The organism is Microbacterium sp. Leaf288, assembly GCF_001422925.1.
Classification (GTDB): domain Bacteria; phylum Actinomycetota; class Actinomycetes; order Actinomycetales; family Microbacteriaceae; genus Microbacterium.
The window spans coordinates 1-25,501 of record NZ_LMNI01000003.1; the positions used below are offsets into that span (position 1 = coordinate 1).

Annotated in this window: 25 protein-coding genes; 8 read left to right on the forward strand and 17 right to left on the reverse strand. The window is 64.8% G+C overall.

The window, feature by feature from the left end; translation table 11 throughout:
* Positions 1 to 244 precede the first annotated feature (244 nt).
* Positions 245 to 826 carry a hypothetical protein gene (locus ASF40_RS21675; protein WP_442922683.1) on the forward strand — a complete coding sequence of 194 codons (582 nt, stop codon included), beginning with the start codon at positions 245 to 247 and terminating at the stop codon, positions 824 to 826.
* Between the two features lie 68 nt (positions 827 to 894).
* On the opposite strand, the gene ASF40_RS03915 is transcribed toward ASF40_RS21675, so the two are convergent.
* The gene (locus tag ASF40_RS03915; RefSeq protein ID WP_056366902.1) at positions 895 to 1,515 is read right to left on the reverse strand and encodes a TetR/AcrR family transcriptional regulator; all 621 of its coding nucleotides are present in this window, start codon (positions 1,513 to 1,515) and stop codon (positions 895 to 897) included.
* Between the two features lie 141 nt (positions 1,516 to 1,656).
* On the opposite strand from ASF40_RS03915, the gene ASF40_RS03920 reads away from it, so the two are divergent.
* From ASF40_RS03920 to ASF40_RS03930, 3 genes are all read left to right on the forward strand, one after another.
* Positions 1,657 to 2,736 carry an ABC transporter permease gene (locus ASF40_RS03920; RefSeq protein ID WP_056366905.1) on the forward strand — a complete coding sequence of 360 codons (1,080 nt, stop codon included), beginning with the start codon at positions 1,657 to 1,659 and terminating at the stop codon, positions 2,734 to 2,736.
* On the forward strand, positions 2,733 to 3,899 hold the full coding sequence (locus ASF40_RS03925) for an ABC transporter permease (RefSeq protein WP_056366908.1): 1,167 nt from the start codon (positions 2,733 to 2,735) through the stop codon (positions 3,897 to 3,899). The genes ASF40_RS03920 and ASF40_RS03925 overlap by 4 nt, the downstream gene beginning before the upstream one ends.
* A 78-nt stretch (positions 3,900 to 3,977) precedes the next feature.
* Positions 3,978 to 4,874 carry an alpha/beta hydrolase fold domain-containing protein gene (locus tag ASF40_RS03930; RefSeq protein WP_056366910.1) on the forward strand — a complete coding sequence of 299 codons (897 nt, stop codon included), beginning with the start codon at positions 3,978 to 3,980 and terminating at the stop codon, positions 4,872 to 4,874.
* A 104-nt stretch (positions 4,875 to 4,978) separates the two neighbouring features.
* Here ASF40_RS03930 and ASF40_RS21680 read toward each other — a convergent pair whose 3' ends face one another.
* The 4 genes from ASF40_RS21680 to fdhA form a co-directional block, all read right to left on the reverse strand.
* The gene (locus ASF40_RS21680; protein WP_082496854.1) at positions 4,979 to 6,064 is read right to left on the reverse strand and encodes a TetR family transcriptional regulator; all 1,086 of its coding nucleotides are present in this window, start codon (positions 6,062 to 6,064) and stop codon (positions 4,979 to 4,981) included.
* 79 nt (positions 6,065 to 6,143) lie between these two features.
* A complete protein-coding gene (locus tag ASF40_RS03935) occupies positions 6,144 to 6,473 on the reverse strand; it encodes a GlcG/HbpS family heme-binding protein (RefSeq protein WP_082496855.1) in 330 nt (109 codons plus the stop codon).
* A complete protein-coding gene (locus tag ASF40_RS20785) occupies positions 6,470 to 6,640 on the reverse strand; it encodes a GlcG/HbpS family heme-binding protein (protein ID WP_082496856.1) in 171 nt (56 codons plus the stop codon). Before ASF40_RS20785 ends, ASF40_RS03935 begins: the two co-directional genes overlap by 4 nt.
* 63 nt (positions 6,641 to 6,703) lie before the next feature.
* The gene (gene fdhA / locus ASF40_RS03940; RefSeq protein WP_056366913.1) at positions 6,704 to 7,924 is read right to left on the reverse strand and encodes a formaldehyde dehydrogenase, glutathione-independent; all 1,221 of its coding nucleotides are present in this window, start codon (positions 7,922 to 7,924) and stop codon (positions 6,704 to 6,706) included.
* A gap of 137 nt (positions 7,925 to 8,061) precedes the next feature.
* Between fdhA and ASF40_RS03945 the strand changes: the two genes are divergently transcribed.
* Positions 8,062 to 9,414 (forward strand): LuxR C-terminal-related transcriptional regulator, encoded by a 1,353-nt coding sequence (locus ASF40_RS03945; protein ID WP_082496857.1) that lies wholly within the window; start codon positions 8,062 to 8,064, stop codon positions 9,412 to 9,414.
* Positions 9,415 to 9,470: 56 nt separating this feature from the next.
* Here ASF40_RS03945 and ASF40_RS03950 read toward each other — a convergent pair whose 3' ends face one another.
* The 5 genes from ASF40_RS03950 to ASF40_RS03970 form a co-directional block, all read right to left on the reverse strand.
* The gene (locus tag ASF40_RS03950; RefSeq protein WP_056366915.1) at positions 9,471 to 10,094 is read right to left on the reverse strand and encodes a DUF1349 domain-containing protein; all 624 of its coding nucleotides are present in this window, start codon (positions 10,092 to 10,094) and stop codon (positions 9,471 to 9,473) included.
* 42 nt (positions 10,095 to 10,136) lie between these two features.
* Positions 10,137 to 11,177: a Gfo/Idh/MocA family protein gene (locus tag ASF40_RS03955; RefSeq protein ID WP_235560130.1), complete on the reverse strand. Its 1,041-nt coding sequence runs from the start codon at positions 11,175 to 11,177 to the stop codon at positions 10,137 to 10,139.
* Positions 11,178 to 11,276: 99 nt separating this feature from the next.
* Positions 11,277 to 12,188, reverse strand: coding sequence for a PRD domain-containing protein (locus ASF40_RS03960; RefSeq protein WP_082496858.1), 912 nt, complete (start codon positions 12,186 to 12,188; stop codon positions 11,277 to 11,279).
* A 60-nt stretch (positions 12,189 to 12,248) separates the two neighbouring features.
* Positions 12,249 to 13,682, reverse strand: coding sequence for a 6-phospho-beta-glucosidase (locus ASF40_RS03965; protein ID WP_056366921.1), 1,434 nt, complete (start codon positions 13,680 to 13,682; stop codon positions 12,249 to 12,251).
* A gap of 34 nt (positions 13,683 to 13,716) precedes the next feature.
* Entirely contained in the window at positions 13,717 to 15,630 is a 1,914-nt protein-coding gene (locus ASF40_RS03970; protein ID WP_056366923.1) for a beta-glucoside-specific PTS transporter subunit IIABC, read from the reverse strand.
* A 743-nt stretch (positions 15,631 to 16,373) separates the two neighbouring features.
* On the opposite strand from ASF40_RS03970, the gene ASF40_RS03975 reads away from it, so the two are divergent.
* From ASF40_RS03975 to ASF40_RS03985, 3 genes are all read left to right on the forward strand, one after another.
* On the forward strand, positions 16,374 to 16,652 hold the full coding sequence (locus tag ASF40_RS03975) for an HPr family phosphocarrier protein (RefSeq protein WP_056366926.1): 279 nt from the start codon (positions 16,374 to 16,376) through the stop codon (positions 16,650 to 16,652).
* A gap of 3 nt (positions 16,653 to 16,655) precedes the next feature.
* Positions 16,656 to 18,452 carry a phosphoenolpyruvate--protein phosphotransferase gene (locus tag ASF40_RS03980; RefSeq protein ID WP_157549411.1) on the forward strand — a complete coding sequence of 599 codons (1,797 nt, stop codon included), beginning with the start codon at positions 16,656 to 16,658 and terminating at the stop codon, positions 18,450 to 18,452.
* A 123-nt stretch (positions 18,453 to 18,575) separates the two neighbouring features.
* Positions 18,576 to 19,196, forward strand: a complete 621-nt coding sequence (locus tag ASF40_RS03985; protein ID WP_200919425.1) for a pyridoxamine 5'-phosphate oxidase family protein — start codon at positions 18,576 to 18,578, stop codon at positions 19,194 to 19,196.
* Positions 19,197 to 19,358: 162 nt separating this feature from the next.
* On the opposite strand, the gene ASF40_RS03990 is transcribed toward ASF40_RS03985, so the two are convergent.
* The 7 genes from ASF40_RS03990 to ASF40_RS04020 form a co-directional block, all read right to left on the reverse strand.
* Positions 19,359 to 20,063, reverse strand: coding sequence for a FadR/GntR family transcriptional regulator (locus ASF40_RS03990; protein WP_200919426.1), 705 nt, complete (start codon positions 20,061 to 20,063; stop codon positions 19,359 to 19,361).
* 9 nt (positions 20,064 to 20,072) lie between these two features.
* Positions 20,073 to 21,101, reverse strand: coding sequence for a D-erythronate dehydrogenase (denD, locus tag ASF40_RS03995; protein WP_056366932.1), 1,029 nt, complete (start codon positions 21,099 to 21,101; stop codon positions 20,073 to 20,075).
* Positions 21,098 to 21,901 carry a 2-oxo-tetronate isomerase gene (gene otnI / locus ASF40_RS04000; protein WP_056366934.1) on the reverse strand — a complete coding sequence of 268 codons (804 nt, stop codon included), beginning with the start codon at positions 21,899 to 21,901 and terminating at the stop codon, positions 21,098 to 21,100. Before otnI ends, denD begins: the two co-directional genes overlap by 4 nt.
* 10 nt (positions 21,902 to 21,911) lie before the next feature.
* Positions 21,912 to 22,553, reverse strand: a complete 642-nt coding sequence (locus tag ASF40_RS04005) for a class II aldolase/adducin family protein (protein ID WP_056366936.1) — start codon at positions 22,551 to 22,553, stop codon at positions 21,912 to 21,914.
* Entirely contained in the window at positions 22,550 to 23,833 is a 1,284-nt protein-coding gene (gene otnK, locus ASF40_RS04010) for a 3-oxo-tetronate kinase (protein ID WP_056366938.1), read from the reverse strand. Before otnK ends, ASF40_RS04005 begins: the two co-directional genes overlap by 4 nt.
* Positions 23,834 to 23,916: 83 nt before the next feature.
* A complete protein-coding gene (locus ASF40_RS04015; protein ID WP_056366939.1) occupies positions 23,917 to 24,924 on the reverse strand; it encodes a sugar phosphate isomerase/epimerase family protein in 1,008 nt (335 codons plus the stop codon).
* Between the two features lie 85 nt (positions 24,925 to 25,009).
* Positions 25,010 to 25,408 (reverse strand): TraR/DksA family transcriptional regulator, encoded by a 399-nt coding sequence (locus ASF40_RS04020; protein ID WP_235560131.1) that lies wholly within the window; start codon positions 25,406 to 25,408, stop codon positions 25,010 to 25,012.
* Positions 25,409 to 25,501: the final 93 nt, after the last annotated feature.

Below are 25,501 nucleotides of genomic sequence, written 5' to 3' on the forward strand. Positions count from 1 at the left end.
GAGCTTGTGATTCGCCCGCCGCTCGAGCTCTCGATCTGACATGGAATCTTCCTCCCAATCGGAAGACCCAACTGTCAACAACCTCCGTCAGTTTTAGAACTGCGATCGCATTTCCCCTTGCGCAATCGCATCGAAGCGTTGCGAACCAGTGGCTGTGCATAAGCCCAGACCGCAGCTCGAAGTCGACCGGAATATCGTCTCAGAGCTTGCGACCATGGTCTGACTGTCGCCGCATCTCAACACTCTGTCTCGCCATGCCACGGACGGCGGGCCCGGTGCGTTCCGCACGTCGCTCGAGATGGTGCGCGCACGCGCTCTGCTTGACACGACCTCGATGACCGTCGCAGAGATCGCAGCCGCGGTGGGCTACTCGGACTCGGTCTACTTCGCTCTGCCCTTCCGGAGAGTGCACTATGAAAATGTCTGCCACCCGCTTGCGCCTCTACTGAGGTTGACTACGCTGCGGTCGCCGTTGAGTTCACCAATGACAGCGCGAGCGTACTCAGTCCCGTCAGCTGTGTTCGCTTTCAGCCCGAGCGTGTATGTGCCCGGCTGGAGGTTCATTATTTGGTTGGCCGCGCCCAAACATGCGGTCGCGGAGTTTTGCCTTAGCCCCCAGCGGGTACGATCCGCACCGGGTGACACGTTGCCAACGACGGTGGTGGTGAACCCGGGCGTCGACTTAATTCGCTACCGGTTTAGCGGGGAAACCGCCACCCGTTCCGCTGCGAAGTCAGGATTAGCACGGACTTGTTGGCCGCACCACGACGCCAGTCGCCAGTCGCCAGTCGCCAGTCGCAGCGCTCAGCTCCGCAACGTTCAGTAACGATTGGTGATCCAGGACGAACTTGTGATCGCACGCGAAGCCCGCCCCGCGCTCGATCTCAGATCGGCCTAGGCCGCTGGCGGCGCGCCAGCCCGGGTCACATTCTCAGCGGGCTCAGCGGGCAACGCTCCTGTCAGCGCGCTCTGCAATAGGTGCCCGTATGCTGCCGCCAGGTCTTCCGGAGCCGCGTTCACAAGTACAGGGTCTTCGATCACCCACAGCGCGGTGAAGAGACCGATAAGTTGCGCAGAGAAAATGTGCGCCCGCAGCCTGGCCTTCGGTCCGGGAAGTCGGGACTCGATCGGTGTGATGAGACTCGCGCTGAGCTCGCGCGTGAGGAGGCTCCGCACGTCTGGATTGTCGGTGGCGCGCAGCAACGCGGCGAACGCGCCGCGGCTGCGCACCAGCTCTTCGGGGTTGGTGAAGATTTTCTGCACCACGCGTCGGCCCACTGTATCCAGCGGTCCGCTCAAGACGTTTCGCTCGTTGATATGCAGGCGCACGGTCTCCACGAACAGCGACTCCTTCGACCCGAAGTGCCGGATCACGATCGAGGGGTCGACGCCGGCGGCAGTAGCAATGTCACGGACGCTCGTGCTGGCGTAACCCGCGGTAGAGAACAGGTCTTCCGCAGCGCCGCGTATGCGAGTTTTCAGGTCTGCGGACCGGTCAACCCTGTGTCGCGTCATGAGTCCAGTGTGGTGGCAGAGGCGGAAATTTGTCAATGCCGTTGACAGATAATGCGCTGTGGTGAAAACTGTCAACAGCGTTGGCAAATTCTTAGGAGCAGAGCAGTGCCGTCTATACCCAGATCAGTGAAGGCAAGGATCATGGCGAGTCTCGCCGTACCGTTACTCTTCGTCGTTGCGTTCCCGCTGGCCTTCGTCAGCGCCTTCCATGCGCCCACGCCAAACGACGCCGCCATCACGGTGGTGGGCCCGAACTCCGTCGTCGGCGACTTGGTCACCTCTCTGGACGAGACAGACGAATTCCGCGTCGTTCAGAGCGAGGTCACCTCACACGCGAAGCAAGACGTGAAGACGCGGGACTCAATTGGCGCCTTGCTCGTCGAGATGCACGAGGACCCTTCCCAGGGACCCGCGTCGGTGACGGCGTACGTCGGATCGGGCAACGGGCCCAGCACGGCGGCCATCGTCAGGTCGACAGGCGAGAAGGTCGCGTCTCAGCTCGGCGTGCCACTGTCAGTGCAAGACCTCGCCCCCCTCGCGCCCGAGGATCCGATGGGCAGCAACCTCTTCTACCTGTTCATCTATTCAACAGTGGGCGCGTTCATGCTGGTCATCGTTCTAGCCGAGACCGCACCGAAGACGAAACCCAGCCGCATGTTCGCTGTCGTCGGTATCGGAAGCGTGCTGATCCCGGTGCTTGTCTTCGGGCTGTCGTCGGTGTTTGTCGGCGACTACGGCGCCTCGTTCGGTGCGATCGCCGCTCTCCTCGCGGTGGACGCGTTGTATGTCTTCACGATCGGATCCATCGCCATCTTGATGCACGAGTTCCTCGGAGGATCCCTGCTGATCGGCGTCCTGCTCCTCACGATCTTCTTGAACGTGCCCGGATCAGGCGGACCGGTGCCTTACGCACTGCTTCCCGACTTCTGGCAATGGGTGCACTCCGTGTCGTTCGGAGCGGGCGCGATGGAGTCCTTCCGCTCCCTCGTCTACTTCGGGGGGCACGGCGTGACGCGTTGGATCCTGCAACTCGTGTCGTGGACGGTGGCCGTGCCAGCAGCCGTCGCACTCGTCGCCATAGCGAAATCCAATGCCCGCATGCGCGCAGAGCTCAGCGCCCTCGATCGGTCGACGCGTCGCAGAGGTTCCATCGGACCGGATGCGCCGATACCGACGACACCAGTACCCACACAAACAGCAACTGAGGGAGACCTGCGATGAGTGAGATCGCCGAATCGACCAACGTGGTGACCGAGCCTCTGGGCGCCCAGCTGAACCCAGACCGAAAGCGCACCATCAGCGCACTGATCGCTGCCCCCGTCATCTTCATCTTCGTGTTCATCTCCTGCTATGTCAGCGCGCTGCACGCCCCGACACCGCACGAACTGCCTGTCGGAATGGTCGCCTCGTCGAGCGTTCAATCGGACGTGGAAGACGGCATGCAGGACCGTGCCGGTGACGACGCCTTCGTCTTCACCTCCTATCGAAACGCCGACCAGGCGCGGGAAGCCATCAAGGATCGTGAGATCTTCGCGGCATTCGTCATCGACGACCAGAAGGTGACATCACTGGTCGCCAACGCGGCAGGGGTCTCCGGCACATCGATAATCAAGACGGTCGGCGCCGAGATCGCCTCCTCGATGCAGCTCGAGTCGTCTGCCGAGGATGTCGTTCCTACCCGAGAGGGCGACGGCAGCGGCACCGGACTCTTCTTCCTCTTCGTCGTGACCACCGTGGGGTCGTACTTGGCCATCACAATGCTCTTCCAAGCGCACCCACGGGCTCGACTGCGCACCCAACTGATCACCGCGGTCTCGGCCGCAATCCTGGCTCCCGTGCTGTGCTTCGCCTTGTCGACTATCTTCATCGGTGACTACGGCGCCGATTTCGGGACGATGTCTAGCGTGCTCGGCGTCTCGACACTCTATGGACTTACCGTTGCTCTCCTCGCGATCGTGCTGGTGCGCATTCTGGGGCCCGTGGCCTCCTTGGCGTGCAACATCTTCCTCACCGCGTTCAACCTGCCGAGCGCGGGTGGTGCTCTGGCCGCGGGGTTTCTCCCCCCCTTCTGGCAGGGAGTGCACGGATTCTGGATCGGCGCAGGCGCCTTCGAACCGATGCGGAGCATCCTCTACTTCGATGGTGCGCAGGCAGCTGAATGGCTCGATCAACTCCTCGTGTGGACGACCGCTGCAGTGCTCGGCGTGGTGATCGTAGGCATCGTCGACGCGGTTCGACGTCGCAAGCGGACACACGAAGGCACTCCCGCGACCGAGGTCGCCTCGATGGCCCTTGCGGGGTCCGATGGCGAGGAGACGCACGGATCGCAGCCCGAGAACGATGAGAAGACGGAGGAGGCAGACGCGTACGCCCTTCAGTCCTGAGCCGTCAGATCCGCCCGACTCACCAAACTCGGCCGGGAGCCGGGCAGCAGCGACCTCACCACCAGAAAGACGAGACACATGTCATTCCTCACCACGCCGTTCGTCGCTGACACTGTCGCCCGATTTATGGGAAGTTTCAGCCCACGGCCCGCGTCCGGCCCGCTCGGTTTCCCCGAGATCCGGGGAAACACGCAGGAAGTCCAAGTTCCCACCCGCCACGGCGAGCTGACGTGCACGCTGTACGCACCGACGGCGGAACCCGAAAGCCTGCCGGGCGTATACGTGAACTTCCACGGAGGGGGATTTGTCGTCCCCGGTCGCCGTCAGGACGATCCCTGGTGCCGTTACCTCGCCGCCGCGACGGGCAGCTACATCCTCAACGTCGAATACAGCACCGCCCCCCACGTGCGATTTCCGGTCCCCGTCGAACAGGCGTACGAAGTCACGCTGTGGGCCGCGAGCGTCGACCGGCCCTGGAATCACCGCCGCGTCGCGGTAGGCGGGCAGAGCGCGGGCGGCAACCTCGCAGCCGGAGCCGCCCGCATGGCGCTGGACGCACACAGCTCGCATATCTCCCTGCAGGTCCTGCACTACGCACCGCTCGACCTCGTCACGGACATCAGACTGAAGCCTTCACCGCTGGCCAAGACCGTCCTGCGTGGATGGATGCGCGATGTCTTCGAGACCGCCTACACCCCAGACCCCGAGCTACGAAAGCACCCACTCGCGTCCCCAGTGTGGGGATCAAACGCAGACGATCTGACTGGGATCGCGCCCGCCATCGTCGCCACGTGTGAATACGATCGCCTGCGCAATGAAGGCGTGACCTACGCTCAAAAGTTGGCAAAAGCCGGAGCGCTCATCTCGCACGTCGACATCCCGAAGGCGGATCATGGGTACAACCTACTCACGACCCGCGAGCTGGCCGAGACCGGATATTCATTGTTGGCGCCGCTCATCGCGGCAGTACTCTGACCCGCGCGGACGCCCCGATGGCTCGCCGCGGGGCCTGTCTGGCCCAGCACCTAGTCACGTTCAAGTGACCCTGCCCGCGCTGCCGCTCGTGTCGATCTGGGGCTTCAGTTTCGTGTCGATGCGACGTGCGCGTCGAACAGAATCCGTTCGGAGACGAAGCGGAGTCGCCCAGTATTGACGAGGTCGTACTGCGACTGAAATGCGACGCCTTCGGCCTGCATCAGCCTCGTACGATCACTCCGGAGTGGCGGCGAAGTGCGGCCGACACGTCGATATCCGGCTCGAGTGTCCAGTGCATCTGCAGGCCGTCTCAGATTGCGAGAGTTGACTCCGCGGCGTAACGCGCGCTCACTCCTGGCGCGAGCGCACCCGCCGTCTCCATGCGGGCAAAGGCCGCCTCGAACTCGTCTCGCAGCCGCTGGAATCCGCTTCGGAAATGGTCTCGCGTCTGGTTTCCCGCCAACGCGGAGCCCGCGAGTGCCTGAACGTAGAGCCGGATGAGTTCGGCGCCGACTGGTTGTCCGAAGCCATGCGGAGCACGGCCCAGGGAAAGTCCGCGGCCGTCTCCGACTCTTCGCTCTCCCGCTCATCGGCGCGCCCGTCGCGCTCTTCCAGCACGTTGACAACAGGTCGGCATTGTTCTTGTAGTTGTAGTAGTACACCTGCGCTCGGGAGGCTCCGGCTCGCGTGGCGATAGCCGATATCGAGCCGCCGGCGAATCCGCGTTCGGCGAAGACGCCGATTGCAGCATCAACGATCCGCTGTTGGTGAGCGCCGACTTGGCATACGTGCGATTCATTCGCACCGCGGGTTGTCGCGACGATCGGTTGGTCCCTCGTTGCGGTGGCACTTGCCGTTTCGTGGCGGTGCGAGGGCCGCGAGCGGCTGCGGATCTCGGGCGCGGTCCGGATGATTCGACGGGCGGCATCCCGCCGCGCGCCGTGCTGGGGTGGCGGTAAGGGTTCTGGTGTCCTGCTTGCCGTCGTTGTGTCGACGGTTTGCTGATTGGTCGTCAACGCTGGCGGTGACACGCGACGGTCGGGGTCCGCCGTCCGGGGTCGGTGGAGAGAAATGGCCACGGCCCCAGACTGCGTTCGCTGATCTGTCGGGATGGCAACCCCTCTCGGATGAGTCCGACGTGACGCATCGGCTAGGTGAAGTGGATCCACCGCATGCTGCACTGAGCTCACCGGCGTGCCGAGTGGTCAAAGTGTGAAGATGTCAGTTCTCGGTTGGTGGGGTACGGGGTACCCCACCAACGCGATCCGTTTACAGCGCGGCCGCGCCGGCCTCCGCGACGGTCTGGTCCTGCTCGCCGGAGCCTCCGCTGACGCCCACCGCACCGACGACCTTGCCGTCGCGGCTGAGCGGCACGCCGCCGGCGAAGATCGCGACGCCGCGGCCGTGCGCGTTGGTGGTGTGGATGCCGAAGAACTGCTGCGTCGGCTGCGAATTGTCGCCGAGGTCCTTCGTCGAGATGTCGAACGCCTTCGACGTCCAGGCCTTGCTCATCGAGATCTCGATGCTGCCGATCCAGGCGCCGTCCTGGCGCACGTGCGCGACGAGGTTGCCGCCCGCATCGACGACGGCGATGTTCATGGGCTGGCCGATCTCGTGCTGCCGATCCAGGCGCCGTCCTGGCGCACGTGCGCGACGAGGTTGCCGCCCGCATCGACGACGGCGATGTTCATGGGCTGGCCGATCTCGTCGGCGCGCTTCTCTGCCGCGGCAATGACGCGACGGGCGTCCTCGAGGGTCACAGACATGGTTTTTCCTTCCGTTGGGTGAGACGTATGCCGCTGTCTTGCGGCATCCGGTGTGTTCGCCGTTTACGCCGCCTTGATGTAGCCGTTCGGGTTGAGCACGTACTTCTTCGCGGCACCCTGGTCGAACTCCGCGTAGCCGCGCGGGGCGTCGGCGAGGGAGATCGGGGTGGCGTTGACGGCGTCGGCGATGTGGACCTTGTCGTGGAGGATGGCCATCATGAGCTGCCGGTTGTACTTCATGACCGGGCACTGACCCGTGGTGAACGACAGCGACTTGGCCCAGCCGAGGCCGAGGCGCAGCGAGAGAGAGCCCACTTTGGCGGCCTCGTCGATCCCGCCCGGGTCGCCCGTGACATAGAGCCCGGGGATCCCGAGCGCGCCGCCGGCGGCGGTGATGTCCATGAGCGAATTGAGCACGGTCGCGGGCGCCTCGTGCGAGGCATCCGTCCCGTGTCCACGGGCCTCGAAGCCGACCGCGTCGACCGCGGAATCGACCTCGGGGACGCCGAGGATCTGCTCGATCTGCTCCTTGGGGTCGCCCTTCGACACGTCGACCGTCTCGCAGCCGAACGAGCGCGCCTGCGCGAGACGGTCCTCGTTGAGGTCGCCCACGATGACGGCCGCAGCGCCCAGCAGTTGCGCGCCTACCGCCGCAGCGATGCCGACCGGGCCAGCGCCGGCGATGTACACCGTCGACCCGGGGCCGACGCCCGCGGTCACCGCACCGTGGAAGCCGGTGGGGAAGATGTCGGAGAGCATCGTGAGGTCGAGGATCTTCTCGAGCGCCTGGTCGCGGTCGGGGAACTTGAGGAGGTTCCAGTCGGCGTAGGGGACGAGGACGTATTCGGCCTGCCCGCCCACCCAGCCGCCCATGTCGACGTAGCCGTAGGCGGAGCCGGGGCGGTCGGGGTTGACGTTGAGGCAGATGCCGGTCTTGCCCTCCTTGCAGTTGCGGCACCGGCCGCAGGCGATGTTGAACGGGACCGACACGATGTCGCCGACCTTGATGAACTCGACGTCGGGGCCGACCTCGACCACTTCGCCGGTGATCTCGTGACCGAGCACCAGCCCTTCGGGTGCGGTGGTGCGGCCGCGCACCATGTGCTGGTCAGAGCCGCAGATGTTGGTCGACACGGTCTTGAGGATCGCGCCGTGGGGAACCTTCCTGCCGACGTTCGCCGGGTTCACCCCCGGGCCGTCCTTCAGTTCGAACTCGGGATAGGCGGTGTCGATCACTTCGACGACCCCCGGCCCCTTGTAGGCGACTGCCTTGTTTCCAGACATGCACGTCCTCTCAGCGTTGAGTCGGGCCGGTGCGGGTGCCGGCAGAATCGACCTTGCCGCGGGGGGCCTGAGCATGCCATTCCCCGGAGGAGCTGTTATACCTACCCGAACGGGCAGTTCCCCCCTAAGGTGAGGTCATGCCCGACGGTGGACATCGCTGCACAGAGGACACCCTGCGGGACCTGGCCGAGGTCGTCGCCTCACCGGCGACGGAGCTTCCTGGTCTCCTGTCACGCCTGCTTGCCGAGTTCGTGCCGCACGACGCCCTGCTCTTGTTGTCTGCCAGCGCCACCGGCGGACATGTCTCAAGCGTCGGGGACCGAGATTTCGCTGACTCGCTCTCCCTGCTCGACCTGGACGAATACCGGCGAAGCCTGGGGCCCAACTCCAGCAGACTGACTATTCTCGTGGTCGCCGGCGCGTCTGTGCCGACGTTGCAGCTGGTGTCGGGCAACGGTGCGCTGCTGATCATGGCCCGTCCATTCCACGGCGAGGACGTTGGCGAGTCCGGCCCCACCGGCCGGGCCGCGCGCATCGAGCGAGCCGCGCAGGTCTGGAATGTGGTGGCGCTGCGCGTCCAGGATCTCGCCGACGCTGCACCCCCCGGTTACCTTCAGCTTGCGCGGGAATCCTCGGGAGAGCGCATGGATGCGCTCGCGGAGCTCGCCGACGAGTACTCCACCACGCTCGCGTCAGTGCTGGCTGCTCTGCGGTCCGCTTCACTGGGAGATCGGGCTGCCCGACTGACAGCCACGAGCATTGCCGCTAACGGGATTTCACGGCTGCGGAAAGCGAGTTCCCGGGTTCGCACTGTCACCGAGGAGCCGGTTACTACTGCGTTCAACCGGCTCCGCGAGGACATCGGGCCGTTCACCCGGCATCGCGAGATCGACGTGCAGTTCGTGGAACCTCCGGAGGACGGCCGACCGCTCCCCAGCGAAGTCGCCCATGGCGCCCGCGCAGTGGTGCGAGGATCCATCATGGCGCTTGTCGATCGGCCGGATGTCAGAAGAGTGCGTGTCAAGTGGGACTGTGATGGAAGCAACCTGCTCGTGGAGATGCGCGACGACGGCAGCGGCGAACCCACCCCCTCCGACGGGACGCAGTTCGAACTCGTGCGCCACCGTGTCCAGGCGCTGGGTGGCACGCTGGTTGTCCACGCAACACCGGGCTGGGGCACGGAGATGGCGATCACGATCCCCCTAGACCCGCCTCACCTGGTTACTTCGGGGCATCCTCTTGCGGCCGCGTTGGGGCCACGGGAGATCGAGGTTCTGCACGGCATCGCTGCCGGTCACCGCAATCGAGACATCGCCACCGATCTGCGGATCAGTGAAAACACCGTCAAGTTCCACATCTCGAGCATCTATCGGAAGATCGGCATGCATACGCGCGCCGAGGCAGCAGGCTTCTATCTGGCGCTAGCCCGGCCTCAGGGGGCTTCCACGGAACGCGTGTACTCGGCGCGACCGGCGCCTCGAGCTACGTGAGTGCACTCCGGCGAAGGACTTCTGGCACGTCGCAGCGATCGAGGGGAACCAGCCGGTCAGGTTTCGTCGCGGAAGTCCGTGATGGAGGCGGTGGTCAGGGTTGCGTGCTCGAACGTGACCTGACAGCCTTCGCTGTGCGGCGATTGCGCTTCGAACGCGATCTCGAGCGGTGAATCTGCATCCGGGAACGCGAACGCGCGGACGAACACCCACCGTTTGCCGTCCTGTGAGGCATGGAATGCGAACACCTTGCCTATTCGGGAGATCCGCAGGTGGACGCTTCGGGAGTCGACGGTGAAAGCGTTGGCGTCGTCGGAGACCCGGTTGTTGACGACGCTGACGATCATCGGCTCCCCCTGTGGGGAGTATTCGAAGCACAGCTTCGCCCACGTGTCGCGATTGTGGCGAACGAACAGGGCGCCGGCGTCGAAGGTATCGGAGAATTCGACGCCCACCCGGGCGCGCAGTTGAAAGTCGCCTGCCGGCGCTTCGGTAAGTAGGGTCGCGGCGTTGTGGAGGGTGGTCGAGGTTACCTGTGCGTCCTCCCCACCCGGGTCGGTGAAGATGTCTGTGCCGGGGATGCTCGCAACAGTGATCCTGCCCGTTGCCCAGTCAACGTCCCAGCGGTGCTGCGGGAATGGTCGGAACGGGGCGGAGATGCCGGGGATCCGTGTCGTCATGGTGAGGTCCTTTCGGGACGGATGATCTGCGATGGCACCGCGTCAGCCGAGATTGATGCCAGCGGACGCGAGCGCGGAGGTGGCCACATCAAGCACGATCTGGCTGTGATCCAGGCGACGATCGCGCTCAGCGAGATCGGCGTGATCGACCATTCGGACGAAGGCACGGAACTCTTCGACCATCCGATGCGAGTGGAGGTTGTCGGTGATGAGGCGAGATTCCGCGCCTCGGAGCCGAAGCTCGATTGAGGGAACCTCGTTAGGGGTTCCCTCCACGACGATGACGCCGTCGGTTCCCTGCAGCTTGGTTCGAGAGGGCCCTGGTGAATCTTTGGCGCAGACGCAGACGGCTGTCGCGTCGTTGTACCTGAGCACCGCGACACCAGAGGTGTCCACGCCTCGTTCCACATGCGCTGCATAGGTGACCTCTTGCGGCCGCCCGAGCAGACCGACCACCAGGTGCAGAGCGTAGATGCCGAGGTCCATGAGAGCACCGCCGCCCATCGCCGGGTCGAACGCGGGCAGGACGGTGCCCTCGCGGAACGCGTCGTACCGGGAGGAGTACTGCGAGTACTCGCATTGCACAATGCGCAGGGCTCCGAGCGCAGGAAGATGCTGCCGCATGCGCTCGACATTCGTCAGGTACTGGTTACTGATCGCCTCGACGAGGATCAACCCGCGCTCAGTTGCGACCGTCTGCAGCTCAACGAGTTGATCCGCGCGGAGGACGAACGGCTTCTCGCAGATCACGTGCTTGCCGGCCAGCAGTGCCCGACGTGAGAACTCGAAGTGGAGCGCGTTCGGAAGGGCGATCCAGACCGTGTCGATGTGGGGGTCGGCGAGGCACTCGTCGTACTGCGTGTAAACGGTGCCGATGCGGTAGGCAGCGGCGAGGGCGTGGAGCTTGTCGCGACTCGTGGCGTTGCCGAAGATCGCGGCGAGTGTCAGTCCGGGAACGTCTGCCGCGTGCGGGAGAAAGTCGGCGACGATTTTCCCGGCGCCGACAATGGCAACCCGCACTTCAGACCGCCAGGAGAGGGGTGAGGACCATGCCGTCAGGATTTCCAACCAGTCGAGCGGCACGGCTTGCAGTTCCGTACACAACAGCTCCTTCGTCTGTCATCTGATTTGCGGGAGTTCGGGTCGGGCCCAGGGGTTAGCAGCAAACGTCGGTGCGGGAGTTTATCTGCCGTCGGCCGTCGGCGGGGCCGCCGCTGGCGGCGACAGCCTGTCGGCTTCGCCGCTGTTAGCCAGGCTCCACAGCCGTGAAAGGTGGATATCGAGGTAGCACACCTCGGCGTCGCTGAGCTGTTCCCCGCCGCGTTCGACAACCTCGCGGACTTGATCGGTCGCGGCGGCGACCTCTGGGTAGGCGTCACGGACAGCTGTGAGCAGCACTGCGGGTGCCTCGCCTATCTGTGTTCGCGTCGTCACTCTCGCGAAGAGGTAGCGCAGGTGCGTGATGAAGCGGGCCACGCTGGTGGGATCGGCGATGGCGGCCGGGCCGAACGATTCCTCGACGACCTTGACGACGTCTTGTAGGGACTTGGTCATGGCCACCGTGTGGGAAAGATCGGTAGCCGCGAACTGGGCGTTGACGAAGTGCATCGCGAACGCGGTCGCCTCGTCAGGATCCAGCTGAGTGCCATCGTCGAGCAGGGCATTCGCGAGGTCGACGGTCTCTTGACCCAGCTTCACTTCGTGAGGGTAAAGCTGTGCGATCTCCCACCGGAGCGGAAAGTCCACCTTCGTCCCTGTTCGGGCTCGTTCGAGCGCGTAGTGGAGGTGGTCGGCAACGGATAGGAGCAGCGCCTGGCTGGTCGGGCGTTGCTGGTGGCGCGCGTTTTCGAGCGCGCGCCGCGCAACCCGGAAGACGTCGAACGGGATCTCGCGTGCGAACGCTGCGAGCTGTCGCAGCTCCAAAGCGTTGGACGGAGCGAAGATCTCTGATGCCTCGGCGATATTCACCACATCGCCGAGATGCTTACCGAATCCGATCCCGCGCCCGAGGAGGATGATGCGGTCGCCGGAGGCGTCCACCAAGATTGCATTGTTGTTCAGAACGCGAACGAGCGTTGCTGTGCGACCTTGCATCCCTGATCCTTTGTGCTTTGGAGCTGCGACAAACTCGTCGTTGAGACTGTCGTACGCGCGCTAGCGTGCGACGGTGCCGGCTCGGATGACGTCCGCGTACCATCCGAAGGACTTCTTCTTCGAGCGGTCGAAGGTGCCCGTGCCGTCGTCGTGGCGATCAACGTAGATCATCCCGTAGCGTTTCTTGTACTCACCGGTGGTGTACGAGACGATGTCGATAATCCCCCACGGCGTGTAACCGATGAGGTCGACACCGTCTTCGATGACGGCCAGTTCCATCTGCTCGATGTGCGCACGGAGGTATTCGATTCGCGCGTCATCGTCGATGGAGCCGTCCGCGTTGATCTCGTCGATGGCGCCGAAGCCGTTCTCGACGATGAAGAGGGGTAGCTCGTAACGCTCGGTGAGGACGTTCAGCGAGTAACGAAGCCCGACCGGGTCCACGGGCCATCCCCAGTCGCTCTCAGCAATGTAGGGATTCGGGACCGAGTTCGGCAGGCCGCCGGCGGCGCTCAGCTCATCGGTGTGGGCGTCAGCCTTCACCGTGGTCGACATGTAGTAGCTGAGGCCGAGGTAGTCCACCTTGCCGGCGGCAAGGATCTCCGCGTCCCCTTCCTCCCAACCGATGTCGTAGCCGTGCTTCTCCCGCTCGCGGATCGCGTAGGCGGGGTAGTGGCCGCGGGCGTGCACGTCGAAGAAGAAGTAGCGCAGGCGGCTTGCGACCTGCGCGGCTTCGATGTCCCGCGGGTCGCACGAGTACGGGTAGATCGGCACGAACGACACCATCCCGCCGACCTGCAAGTCAGGGTTCACCTCGTGCGCAGCCTTCACCGCGAGCGCCGACGCGAGGAGCTCATTGTGAGCAACGCGAAGCACGACTGCACGGGGGTCCTCGTCGGGCGTGAGGCGCACTCCTGAGTTGGTCCACAGATACAGCGGGTTCCGCGTGTCGAACTGGTTGTTGATCTCGTTAAAGGTCATCCAGTAGCGCACCTTCGACGCGAAGCGTTCGAAGCACACGCGGGCGAAGCGCTCGAAAAACTCCACCAGGGCGCGATTGCGGAAACCACCGTACTTCTGTGCCAGGTGCAACGGCATTTCGAAGTGGGAGAGGGTGACGACGGGCTGAATGTTGTGCGCCAAGAGCTCGTCGAAGAGCGCGTCGTAGAAGGCCAGTCCTTCTTCGTTGGGCTCGAGCTCATCACCCAGGGGGAAGATTCGAGCCCACTGGATGGAGGTGCGGAAGCACTTCAGTCCCATCTCAGCGAACAGCGCCACATCCTCGCGGAAGCGGTGGTAGTGGTCGACGGCCACGTGGTTCGGGTAGGACTCGTCAGTCTCTACCGTTTCGGTGATGCGTCGCGGCACGCCGTGGGCGCCGGCGGTAAGCACGTCGACGATGCTCGGGCCCTTGCCGCCGGCGTCCCATCCGCCTTCGAGTTGGTGCCCTGCAACGGCACCGCCCCAGAGGAAGTCTTCGGGGAGTCTGCTCATTGTTCAGTTCCTTATCTGCGTAGTCGTGGGTGAGTCAGTCGCGCGTGGCGACGAACACGGGGTGGCCAGCGTCAAGCTGCCCACTCGGGGCGACGACGAGGTCGCTGTAGGCGTCTTCGTTGGTGACGATGACCGGAGTGATCAGCGAGTAACCGGCGCCTCGAATGGCGTCGGCGTCGAACTCGACGAGGAGGTCGCCGGCGCGCACCTCGTCGCCGACCTTCACGTGCGCGGTGAAGTGGGCGCCTTGCAGCTGGACGGTGTTGATCCCGATATGGATGAGGACTTCCAGACCGTCCTGGGAGATAAGCCCGACCGCATGCTTGGTCGGGAACACCGCCGCGACCATTCCATCGAACGGCGCGACAACGCGTCCATCGGCGGGGTCGATCGCCACTCCCCCGCCCATGGCTCCTGTAGCAAAGGCCTCATCCGGTGTGCGGTCCAACGGCAGGATCGTGCCGGAGAGCGGGCTGTCCACCACGAGCCGTCCGTTCGCCGCGGCGACCGCCTCGGCGAAGCGGGAAGCAGCACCGTCATCGGCAGTCACCGCGTCAGCGTTCTCAACGTTCGCGTCAGGGATGTCCTTGAAACCGATGAAGTAGGACAGCACAGCGGCTCCGATGAAGGCGACACCCACGCCGATCACCATGCCGATGAATGAGGCCGGATTCTCGGGATTGATGGCGTTGACGATGGTCAGCAGGCTGGGCAGCCCGGCGAACGCGTAGTACCGAGTCCCGAACAGAGCCATGATGATCGCGCCCGCAGCGCCCGTGATGCACGCAATGATGAACGGGCGCTTGAGCCGGAGAGTGACGCCGTAGATGGTCGGCTCGGTGATACCAAAGATGCCGGTGACGGTCGCCGCACCGGAGACTCCACGCATCAGCTTGCTGCGCGTCTTCAAGAACACGCCGAGAGCGGCGCCCACCTGCGCAACGACCGCAGCAGTCTGGAACGCTTGGAAGGAGTCCTCCCCAAAGCGTTCGAAGTTGTTCAGCACGAAGGGAGTGAAGCCCCAGTGGACCCCGAAGATCACCACGATCTGCCAGAACCCGCCGATCACGCCGGCCGCAACCACGGGTGCAGCTCCAACCAGCCAGTTATACCCATCGGCCACACCCGCGGCCCCCGCGGCGGACAGCGGCCCGATGACCAGGAGCACCAACGGCACCAGGGTGAGCACCGACACCAGCGGCACCAGGATGGAACGAGCCACGCCGCGGAGGTAGCGGTTGAGGAACGGCTCAAGGTACGACAGCAGCCACACCAGCAGGAGCGCCGGCAGCACCGTCGCCGTGTAAGTGGTGGAGTTCAGGGCAAGACCAAAGAGGTCGAGCGGTTCGCCGCCCTCCACGCGGGCAGCCAGGTCCGCCCAGCCCGGGCTGACCAGCGCGGCGCAGCAGAGCACTGCGATCAGGGGGCTGACTCGGAAGTGCTTCGACGCGGTGATCGCGATGAGAATCGGCAGGAACACGAAAGGCGACCACGAGATCATCGACAGAACGAGATCCGTACCAGTCCCCGTGAAGCCCGGCCAGATCAGTCGGATGACGATCAGCGCACCTTGGAGCAGTCCACCCGCCGCGAGGATGTAGAGGAACGGCGCGAACACTGCCGACATCATTGCGATGAAGCGGCTGAGGATCGAAGGCTTCGGCGTGGACGCCTCGACGTCGGTCTCCAGGTTGCGGTCCTTCGTCAGCGCCTCGTGCACCTCAGCGACGTGAGAGCCGATGACGACCTGGAACTGCCCGCCGGCTTCGACCACGGTGATCACGCCTGGCAAGGCGGCCACTCGTTCTTTCGCGTTCTCGGGGGTGTCGTTCAAGACAAGCCGCAGACGCGTCGCGCAATGCGACGCAGCGCGGACATTGGACTCGCCGCCGACAAGATCGAGGATCTCGTCGGCAAGCTTGGGGTAATTGCGGACTGACTCAGCCATGAGCATCTCCATCGGAACAGTGAGACGAAACCCGCGTTCGGATGATGACGACTCGGTTGCGAGGTCCGCGAGGTCAGTGGAGACGTACGAACGGTTCCACGGACATGCGAGGGGACACACTTCTTGGAGGCGGCTTCGCCACCGAGTGTGAAATCGTCAACTCCCACACGGAGTTGCGACGGGGTTCTTGCCTCGCATGAGTAACAGGCCCGCGTTCACGATGAATATACCTTTCGATTCGAACCGCTGCAACTATCGTTTTGAACATTCTCCGATCCCGGGTGCGCGAAGTCATCCGGGGACCCACCAGTTCCCCGCTATCCGGCGCTCAGCGCGTTGAACAGCGCTCTCCACCCAGTCGAGTGTGCTGACATCCCGTGTCACGCGGGACGAACCGAACATACGTGCCCTTGTCCGGGTTCGGTTGCTTACACGCGCGGCTGACAGTATCGTGCTCGTGACGCGGGCGTGTTACTCACTTGAGGCAAGAACCCGGTCGGAGTTTCGTGTTGGGCTTGACGCATCGCACCCGCCGGCCAGCCCGCGGAAGATGCGTCGCGTCTTGTTCCCGCGAGAATGTTCGGCTGGCTCCGCTGGTCGACGGCATGGACGAGCGTCGCATCTCTTCGGATAGGGGCGGTGATCCATCGTTTCGGAAATGCCCCTGACTGATCGTCCGCAACTTGGCAGCCCGCCGTCGCGATCCTCGAGTCCCGCGCTAATGAATACTGAGAGGTCACGACATGCCACCCATCTCCCGCACCGTCCGGATCGGATCGGCGCACGGTCTGCACGCGCGTCCGGCGAAGCTGTTCGCGCAGGCGGCGAAGGATGCCGGCATCCCGATCACCATCGCGAAGGACGCGGGGAGCCCCGTCAACGCGGCGAGCATCCTCGGCGTGATCGCGCTCGGCATCGAGCAGGGCGACTACGTGACCCTCACGGCAGACGGCAACGGGGCGGAGTCGACGCTCGACACGCTCGCGGAACTGCTGACCACCGACCACGACGCGGAGGCCTGAACCATGACCGAACTCCGGGGTGTGGGAATCGGACTGGGCGTCGCCCAGGGACCCGTCGCGCGCATGGCGGAGCCCGCGCCGGCTCCGTCGGACGCGCCGAGCACGATCAGTGCCGACGAGGAGAAGGCGCGCGTGACGGATGCCGTCGCCGCCGTCGCGCGCGAGCTCGAGGCCCGCGGGGCGCAGGCGGGCGGCGCCGCGCAGGAGGTGCTCGAGGCGCAGGCCATGATGGCCGAGGACCCGACCCTCGCCGACGAGATCGGCACGCGGCTCGCGCAGGGCAAGACCGGCGAGTTGGCAGTGTACGACGCGTTCGCGTCGTTCCGCGATCAGCTCACGGCGATGGGCGGCTACCTCGGCGAGCGCGCCGCCGACCTCGACGACGTCGCGCAGCGCGTGATCGCCCGGCTGCGCGGCGTGCCGGCCCCCGGCGTGCCGGATCCAGGGCATCCGTTCGTCCTCGTCGCCAAGGACCTCGCACCGGCCGACACCGCGCTCCTCGACCTCACCAAGGTGCTGGCCCTCGTGACCACCGAGGGCGGACCGACCTCGCACACCGCGATCCTCGCGCGCGAGAAGTCGATCGTCGCGATCGTGGGCGCAACCTCGGCGACGGGACTGCGCGACGGCGAGACGGTGATCGTGGATGCCGCCGCCGGCGTCGTGACGACCGACCCGACCGCCGACGAGCTCGAGCGGGCGCAGAACCGCGCGGACGCACGTGCGTCCGCAGCATCCGCTCCGATCACCGACGGCGCCCTCGCGGACGGCACCGCCATCCCGCTGCTGGCGAACCTCGGCAACCCGGACGGCGCCACCGACGCGGTCGCGCTGGGCGCCGAGGGCGTGGGCCTGTTCCGCACCGAGTTCCTGTTCCTGAGCTCCAACCAGGCCCCCACCGTCGAGCAGCAGCGCGAGGCGTACACGAAGCTCCTCGCCGCGTTCCCGGGCAAGAAGGTCGTCGTGCGCGTGCTCGACGCCGGCGCCGACAAGCCGCTCGCGTTCCTGAACGACGCGCACGAGGAGAACCCCGCACTCGGGCTCCGCGGCATCCGTGCCCTCCGCGCCAGCGAAGACATCCTGCGCGAACAGCTCACGGCCCTCGCCGAAGCGGATGCCGCCACCGACGCCGACCTGTGGGTCATGGCGCCGATGATCGCCACCGTCGAGGAGACGGAGTACTTCACCGCCCTCGCCCGCGACTACGGCATCAAGACCGCCGGCGTCATGGTCGAGGTGCCCTCGTCGGCGCTTCTCGCCGACCGCATCCTGGTGGACGCGGACTTCGCCTCCATCGGCACCAACGACCTCACGCAGTACACGCTCGCCGCAGACCGGCTCCTCGGATCGGTCGACTTCGCCTCCATCGGCACCAACGACCTCACGCAGTACACGCTCGCCGCAGACCGGCTCCTCGGATCGGTCGCGTCGTTCCAGGATCCGTGGCACCCGGCGGTGCTGCGCCTGATCCGCGAGGTCGGCGACGCCGGCCGCGCGAACGGCAAGCCGGTCGGCATCTGCGGTGAGGCGGCGGCAGATCCCCTGCTCGCCGTCGTGCTCGTCGGCCTGGGCGCCACGAGCCTGTCCATGGCACCCACGGCCCTCGCCGACGTGCGCGCCACCCTTCTCCAGCACACCATCGCCGAGGCGCGCGACATCGCCACGGCCGCACTCGCCGCCAATGACGCGGCAGCCGCCCGGTCCGCAGCCCAGCAGGCGGCCACGGAGCAATTCGACGGCGACGCGAAGACTGTTCCTGTTCGCGAAGATGCCCGATATGTTGGCGTGAGCAACGAATAGGAGTGCGTATGACCGGAATGAGAAGAGGGCTTGCCGATCGTTTCAACGCGCTCCTGCGAACCATGGAAGTTGGACGCCGTCATGACGACTAGCGGCAGCTTGTCCCGGCTGGATGATGACTACGTGATCCGCGACGAACCGCAGTTGCGACGCCTTTTTCATGACGTCACGTCGCTGGCTGAGGAGAAGGTCCTCGGGGAGCTTGATGTGCACGCACGGGCGTTCATCGAACGATCACCGTTTGTCTGCATCGGAACGCAGGATGCTGCCGGTAACGCCGACGTTAGCCCCCGCGGCGACCCTCCGGGCTTCGTCTGCGTGCTCGACGCACACACTTTGGCGATTCCCGACCGGCCCGGGAACAACCGGCTGGATAGCCTGACGAACATCCTCAGCAATCCGGCGGTGGGCTTGCTGTTCATCATCCCGGGGAGCGACGACACACTCCGCGTAAACGGGCACGCGAGGATCACGACCGCGCCGGACCTGCTGGAGCCGATGGCGATCAAGGGCCGATCCCCCAAGCTGGCGCTGGTGGTTGACGTGACCGAGGTGTTCCTGCACTGTGCGAAGGCTTTCAAGCGCTCACGACTGTGGGACCCCGCGGAGCAGATCCACAAAGGCGAACTACCGTCGTTGTCCAAGATGATCCGCGACCAGACGGGGGCGGCCCCGACAAGCGAGGCCGAAATGCAGCGCATCGATGAGGACCTCGAGCGAGAGTACGACCGGACGATGTACTAGCGCTCGGCTGGCGGGGATGCCGCGTCGAAAGACTGCCTCGCTGTCCGCGACCACTGCCCACCGACTGCGGATGCGTGGGTCCCGTCACACAATGGCGTCGCAAGTCGGCCCGCAAGGTCCAACGCAATACCGGCCGCCCGGTTCAGCGACGAGGAGACCCCGCTAGATGTTCTCGCTCGCGCGAAGACGAATGGCGGCGTTGTGGAGATGCTCGGCGGCGGCGAGGGACGCAGCCTGTCCGTCGCGGCTGTCGATGGCCGCCAGAATCGCTCGGTGTTCTTCGCGAACTGCCGCCATGAAATCCGATCGGAGCGACTCGATTCCTCGGCTGGTACGTATCCCATCCTCCATGACTTCGCCGAGGTAGGACACTGTCGAAGCGAGAACGGGATTGCCTGTCGCCGCCGCGATCATGGCGTGGAAGGTGAGGTCCTCTTTGACGCCGTCGTCTCCGCTGTCGAGGGCGGCGTCCACCGCATCGAGTGCGGTACGGATCTCGCGGCGTTGCTCCGCCGATGACCGCTCGGCTGCCAGGCGAGCGGCGGCCACCTCGAGAGGCTCACGCACTTCGAGGACCCTCAGCGCAAGCGATACGCTCGGCGCCGATTCGTCGGACAAGTCGAGTGGAGCGATTCGGCTTGGCAGCACGAAGACGCCGACGCCTTGCCGTGACTCAACGACCCCAGCGTTTCGGAGCAGAGTAATCGCCTCACGAACGACGGTACGGCTCACCCCGAGCTGTTCCACGAGTTGCGACTCGGTGGGCAGCTTCTCGCCCTCCGCTAGCCGTCCGCTCGTGATCTCCTCCAGCAGCGTCGCAGCGACACGGTCGGTCAGCCGTGTCGACGACGTCATCTTGGGTAGCACGACGACAGCCTATCCATCTCGCCCAGACAGGTCCGTCGACGGCACGACCGCGGGTCGATAGTCCCGCATGTACTGTTCGACGACGTCATCGATTGAAGCGTCTCCCTCGATCCCCAGTCCAGTAGCCCGGTCATTTTCGAAGTGAGCCGGCCACGAACCGACGATTGCCTCGACCGCCGGGTCCGGCCGAACTTCGACGAGGTTGAATGCTTCTTCACCGGCCACTCGCCGGAGCGAGTCGAGAATCTCCGCCACTGAGACTGTCAGAGCCGGGAGATTGACCGGCAGGCGGCCGGCGAGTTCGCCAGGGCCACGGCCCCGCTCGACCTCGGCGACTCTGATCAGCCCTCGGATGGTGGCCTCGGGTGAGGCCAGCGCGATCTCAAGGGACGGATCGACGGGGCAGATCGCCGCTACGCCGTTGAGAGGTTCGCGGACGATCCCTGAGATGAACCCCGATGCCGCGCCATTCGGCACACCCGGCCGGACAGCGACCGTCATGAGCCGTACCGTACGCCCATCCAGGAACCCCTTCCTCGTATAGTCGGCGATCAGCGCCTCGCAGATCGCTTTCTGCGTGCCGTAACTCGACGCCGGAAGCGGCAGGTCGTGCTCCCGAATTCGACGGGGGGCGGGCACCTCCGAATCCGAACCGTACACTGCCACGCTGCTCGCAAAGACGACAACCGTGCGCGGGCCCCCGGCGCTGGACTGCGCTCTCGCGTGCTCGAGGAGAGACTGAGTCGTCTCCAGGTTGCTTCGCATCCCCAGATCGAAGTCGAGTTCGGACTCCGCGCTCACCGCCGCAGCCATATGGAAAACGACGTCGACCCGCTCCTGAAACACGCTGGGGAGAAGGTCCAGGAGGTCGCCCTCGACTTCGGTGACGCGGTCGTCGCCCCACGCGGCGCCGCGTGTGGCCCGGTCGAGCAATACAAGTTCGGCGAGGCGTTCCCCGCGGAACAGGTCTCGACTGAGTAGGTGCTCAGCCAGGATGTGGCCCAAGAAGCCAGATCCGCCGGTGATCACAACTCTCATACTGATACTCCTCGCTCGCGAATAGTGGTGAAGAATCGCTGCAGCCCTTCGCTGGTGTCTGCAGCCGGGCGGTACTCGAGTCCTACGGCGCCCGCATAATCAAGCCGATCGAGAAACGCGAGGATGTGGACGAAATCCACCTCACCGTGGTCGGGTTCACTGCGGTCTGGGACACTGGCGATCTGAATGTGCGCCACGCTGTTTGAGGTGACATCACGTTCGATGGTCGTGGTCAGATCGCCCTCGGTGATCTGACAGTGATAAAGGTCGAGCTGGACCGCCAGGTTGATCGGGTCGATGTCGGAGACCAGAGCGTGCGCTTCCGACTGACTGGTCAGCAAATAGCCGGGCATATCCCGGTGGTTCAGTGGCTCGAGAAGCAACCGCACTCCGGTGCCCGCCGCCCGATCGGCAGCCCAGGCGAGCTGGTCCCTATAGCGCCCGAGGTAGTCCGATCTCTCTGCGGTTTCAGGAACGTTTCCCGCCATCACATGCACGCGGGGGCAGGACAGCAGCTGGGCGTACTCAAGTGCCCGCTCCAGGCCGTCCCGAAACTCGCGTTCCCTTCCAGGCAGGGAGGCGACGCCACGTTCTCCGGCGTCCCAGTCGCCGGGCGGCGCGTTGAAGAGCGCCTGGGACAAACCATTGTGGTCTAGTCGCCGTCGCAGCTCGGCTGCTTCGTAGTCATACGGGAAGAGGAACTCCACAGCGCGAAGCCCGTCGCCTGCCGCCGCATCGAAGCGGTCGAGGAAGTCGAGATCTGGGTAAAGCATCGACAAGTTCGCTGCGAATTTCACCACGTTACTGTCCTCACCACGTCGCGCCGAACGTATCGGCAAGCTCGCGGACGGCGCGCAGCGGAAGGCTCGGAGCGTTGCGTCCCGACAGGAGCCAGATGCGGGCCGTCTCCTCCAGCTCTTCAAGGACCGCCATGGCCCCGGCGGGTGTCGGCCCCCAGACCACGGGCCCCAGGCGGTCCAGCATTACCGCGCGAAGGCCAGGGTTCTCCTGGATGCGTTCAGCGACCAGGTCGGCGACCACGGGATCCCCGGGTCGCCGGTAGGGGATGAGAGGGGTGTGCCCGACTTTCATCACGTAGTAGGGGGTGACGGGAGGGAGGATGTCGTTTGCCGACCAGGGCCCGGCGAGCGTGAGCGCGACGAGGTTCGTAGCGTGGGTGTGAATGATGCAGTGCGCGTCCGGGACTTCCTCATAGATTCGGCGGTGCAACGTGAGGGTCTTGCTCGCGCGCAGGCCGTTCTGCTGCCGGCCGTCTTGGCCACAACCTGCAAGATCCTCCTCTCGCAGGAAGCCCAGGACGGCATCCGTGGGAGTGATCACAAAGCCCTCGGAGTGGCGGACGCTGATATTGCCAGCCGAGGCGTGCACGTACCCTCGTTCGAACAGACTTCGGCCAACGCGTACTATCTCGGTGCGAAGTTCGTCTGTCACGGCCAGTCCTCCCAATCCAGCGTCTGGAAAGCTCGTGTAAACAGGTCAGGCTGACCGAAGTTTCCCGACTTGAGCGCAATGTGAATCAGTCGGCCATTGCTCTTGGCGGCACACCATGGCACCCCGGGGTCGATCTGCGGACCGATCTGCAGGGAACTGATGCCGAGTGCATTGACAACGGCCCCGGATGTTTCGCCGCCGGCGACGAGAAGAGCTCCAGCTCCGCGTTCCACAAAGGCGGAGGCGATCTGTCCGAGCGTGGACTCGATGAGCTCGCTCGCTCGCTCAACACCAACACGGGTCTGAAACGCTCGTACGTCCTCCGCGGAGCGGGTCGAGTAGACGAGCAACGGCCCTTGGCCGAGGGCAAGGGCCGTTGCGGCCAGCACTTCCTCAACAACATCGACACCCTGCGCGAGCTTCTCCAGATCGATGGCAAACGAAGGGGCGCCGGTCTGAATGAAGGCGTCCACTTGACCTTGGGTGGCACGAGATGCGGACCCAGCGATCACTACTTGAGCCCCGAAGGCGACAGGCAGTCGCTCGGCCTCCCGGGAAGAGGTGAACGACCAACTCGCCGCAAGTCCGAGGCCCAGCCCGGAGCCACCGGTCACGAGTGGGAGGTCGCTGAACGCGGAGCCGAGCGTGTAGAGGTCCTCATCGCTCACCGTGTCGACGACCGCGACCCGCACTCCCTCCGCGTGATGGAGTCGCTTCACCGCGTCGGCCACCGCGTCAGGGCCGGCAAGCACCATGGTTTCGTTCACCAGGCCGACTGGCCGCATGGTCTGCTTCTGCAGCACCCGGACGATGTCAGCGTCGTCCATGGGGGTTAGTGGGTGGTGCCGCATCCCGGTTTCGTTGAGAAGCCGATCGGCGACAAAGAGGTGGCCTTGATAGACCGTGCGGCCCACGGCGGGAAACGACGGGACTGCGACGGTGTAGTCCGCGCCGACAGTGTCGAGCAGTGCATCGATGACAGGCCCGATGTTGCCTAGCGGAGTCGAGTCGAATGTTGAGCAGTACTTGAAGTAGATCTGCGTGGCGCCGGCATCGAGCAGCGATATTGCTGCCCGCTGGGACTCCTCGACGGCCTGCTCAACGGGTGCGCTGCGTGACTTGAGTGCGATCACGACAGCATCAGCATCCGTCGCGCTGAGTTCCTCAGCCGATGGCACTCCGATGATCTGGACGGTCCGCATTCCTGAGCGAACGAGATTGTTCGCCAGGTCCGTGGCTCCTGTGAAGTCATCAGCGATAGCGCCGAGCCTCATCGCCATCAGCTGCCCCTTCTTCGGTGAGTACTTGTCTGGTCATCATATGACATGAGGTTTGGGTGGAGCAACATCGGTCGATGCGAGCGTTACGAACGCTTGGTAGAGAAGACCGAGTCGAACGCCGCTGAAGGCGGGGACATGGCATTGAGGCGCCGCACAAACGCCAGTGCCTCCGGCGCCCCATCACGACGGTCCATGCCTGCGTCTTCCCACTCCACGCTCGTCGGGCCGTCGTAGCCGATTGCGTTGAGAGCGCGGAATAGCCGGTCCCAGGGCACCTCCCCATGTCCGGTGGAGACGAATGTCCAGCCTCGCCGCATGTCGGCCCATGGCAGGTGGGAACCGAGGACGCCGTTGCGCCCATCCAGGTTGGTGACCGATTCCTTGACGTGGACGTGGAAGATGTGGTCCGCGAAGTCCAGGATGAACGCGACTGGGTCGAGTTGCTGCCAGATAAAGTGCGACGGGTCGAAATTCAGTCCGAACGACGGTCGATACTCGATTGCCTCGAGCGTCTTCTTCGTCGTCCAGTAGTCGTAGGCGATCTCGCTGGGGTGCACCTCCAAGGCGAAACGCACGCCCACTTCGTCGAAGACATCGAGGATCGGGGACCAGCGTTGGGCGAAGTCTCGGTAGCCCGCGTCGATCCATGCGTTGGAGGCAGGCGGAAACATCGCAACCGATTTCCAAATGGAGGAGCCGGTAAATCCGACGACCGTGGACACACCCAGCTTTGCCGCGAAACGGGCCGTGTCCTTCATGTCCTCTGCGGCGCGTTGACGCACCCCCTCAGGGTTGCCGTCTCCCCATACACGGGCGGAGAGGACGTCGCGGTGGCGTTCGTCGATCGGGTCGTCGCACACTGCCTGGCCGGTGAGGTGGTTAGAAATGGTGAAGACCTTCAGCCCATTCCGTTGCAGGATGTCCAGGCGCGACTGGACGTATTCATCGTCATCCCAGCGAGAAACGTCGATGTGGTCGCCCCAGCAGGCGATCTCAAGACCGTCATAGCCCCATTCGCCAGCGAGCCGGGCCACTTCCTCGAAGGGCAGGTCCGCCCACTGCGCAGTGAAGAGAGTGATGGGTCGAGCCACGGGTTCCTTCTTTCAGACGGGACAAGCGTGATCAGATACTCGGCAGCCGCGGAGCGGCACACTCACACGCGAAGCGTGTGGACCCTCATGTGCCCGCCCGCTCGGCGCAGCTCACACACCTGGAGGCAAACGGACGCACGCGAAGGCGCGCAATAGGGATCGGCTCCCCACAATCAGCGCAGACTCCGTAGCCGCCGGCGTTCAGTCGCCGCAGCGCGTCATCGATCTGCTCCAGCTCCTTACGGGCGGCCTCGCGAAGGCCAGCTGACCGCGACCATTCCGCGGACAAAGTCACGCCTTCCGGGTCGTGCTCGTCATCAGCGACATCGACTCCTCGGCTGGCCAGGAGCACGCCCATGGCGATATCGAGGTCCGATAGCCGGTCCGCCGCATCGAGCCGAAGAATCTCGAGCAAGCCCCGCAGATCGCCGCCGGTGACATCCGGAGAGTTCGCATCCTCCGCTCGCGTAGTGGTGTCCATCATGGGGGTTAGGTGGTGCGTTGGCCGGAGATGCGGACGTAGACCCAGGCGAGGGTGAGGACGATGATGCCGAAGATGATTTGGCGCATGGCTTCG

Excerpts from the sequence above, each read along its gene's own strand:
- ASF40_RS03915 (WP_056366902.1), bottom strand. The coding sequence starts at position 1,515 with ATGACGCGACACAGGGTTGACCGGTCCGCAGACCTGAAAACTCGCATA.
- ASF40_RS03920 (WP_056366905.1), top strand. The coding sequence starts at position 1,657 with ATGGCGAGTCTCGCCGTACCGTTACTCTTCGTCGTTGCGTTCCCGCTG.
- ASF40_RS03925 (WP_056366908.1), top strand. The coding sequence starts at position 2,733 with ATGAGTGAGATCGCCGAATCGACCAACGTGGTGACCGAGCCTCTGGGC.
- ASF40_RS03930 (WP_056366910.1), top strand. The coding sequence starts at position 3,978 with ATGTCATTCCTCACCACGCCGTTCGTCGCTGACACTGTCGCCCGATTT.
- ASF40_RS03935 (WP_082496855.1), bottom strand. The coding sequence starts at position 6,473 with ATGAACATCGCCGTCGTCGATGCGGGCGGCAACCTCGTCGCGCACGTG.
- ASF40_RS20785 (WP_082496856.1), bottom strand. The coding sequence starts at position 6,640 with ATGTCTGTGACCCTCGAGGACGCCCGTCGCGTCATTGCCGCGGCAGAG.
- fdhA (WP_056366913.1), bottom strand. The coding sequence starts at position 7,924 with ATGTCTGGAAACAAGGCAGTCGCCTACAAGGGGCCGGGGGTCGTCGAA.
- ASF40_RS03945 (WP_082496857.1), top strand. The coding sequence starts at position 8,062 with ATGCCCGACGGTGGACATCGCTGCACAGAGGACACCCTGCGGGACCTG.
- ASF40_RS03950 (WP_056366915.1), bottom strand. The coding sequence starts at position 10,094 with ATGACGACACGGATCCCCGGCATCTCCGCCCCGTTCCGACCATTCCCG.
- ASF40_RS03960 (WP_082496858.1), bottom strand. The coding sequence starts at position 12,188 with ATGCAAGGTCGCACAGCAACGCTCGTTCGCGTTCTGAACAACAATGCA.
- ASF40_RS03965 (WP_056366921.1), bottom strand. The coding sequence starts at position 13,682 with ATGAGCAGACTCCCCGAAGACTTCCTCTGGGGCGGTGCCGTTGCAGGG.
- ASF40_RS03970 (WP_056366923.1), bottom strand. The coding sequence starts at position 15,630 with ATGGCTGAGTCAGTCCGCAATTACCCCAAGCTTGCCGACGAGATCCTC.
- ASF40_RS03975 (WP_056366926.1), top strand. The coding sequence starts at position 16,374 with ATGCCACCCATCTCCCGCACCGTCCGGATCGGATCGGCGCACGGTCTG.
- ASF40_RS03980 (WP_157549411.1), top strand. The coding sequence starts at position 16,656 with ATGACCGAACTCCGGGGTGTGGGAATCGGACTGGGCGTCGCCCAGGGA.
- denD (WP_056366932.1), bottom strand. The coding sequence starts at position 21,101 with ATGAGAGTTGTGATCACCGGCGGATCTGGCTTCTTGGGCCACATCCTG.
- otnK (WP_056366938.1), bottom strand. The coding sequence starts at position 23,833 with ATGGCGATGAGGCTCGGCGCTATCGCTGATGACTTCACAGGAGCCACG.
- ASF40_RS04020 (WP_235560131.1), bottom strand. The coding sequence starts at position 25,408 with ATGATGGACACCACTACGCGAGCGGAGGATGCGAACTCTCCGGATGTC.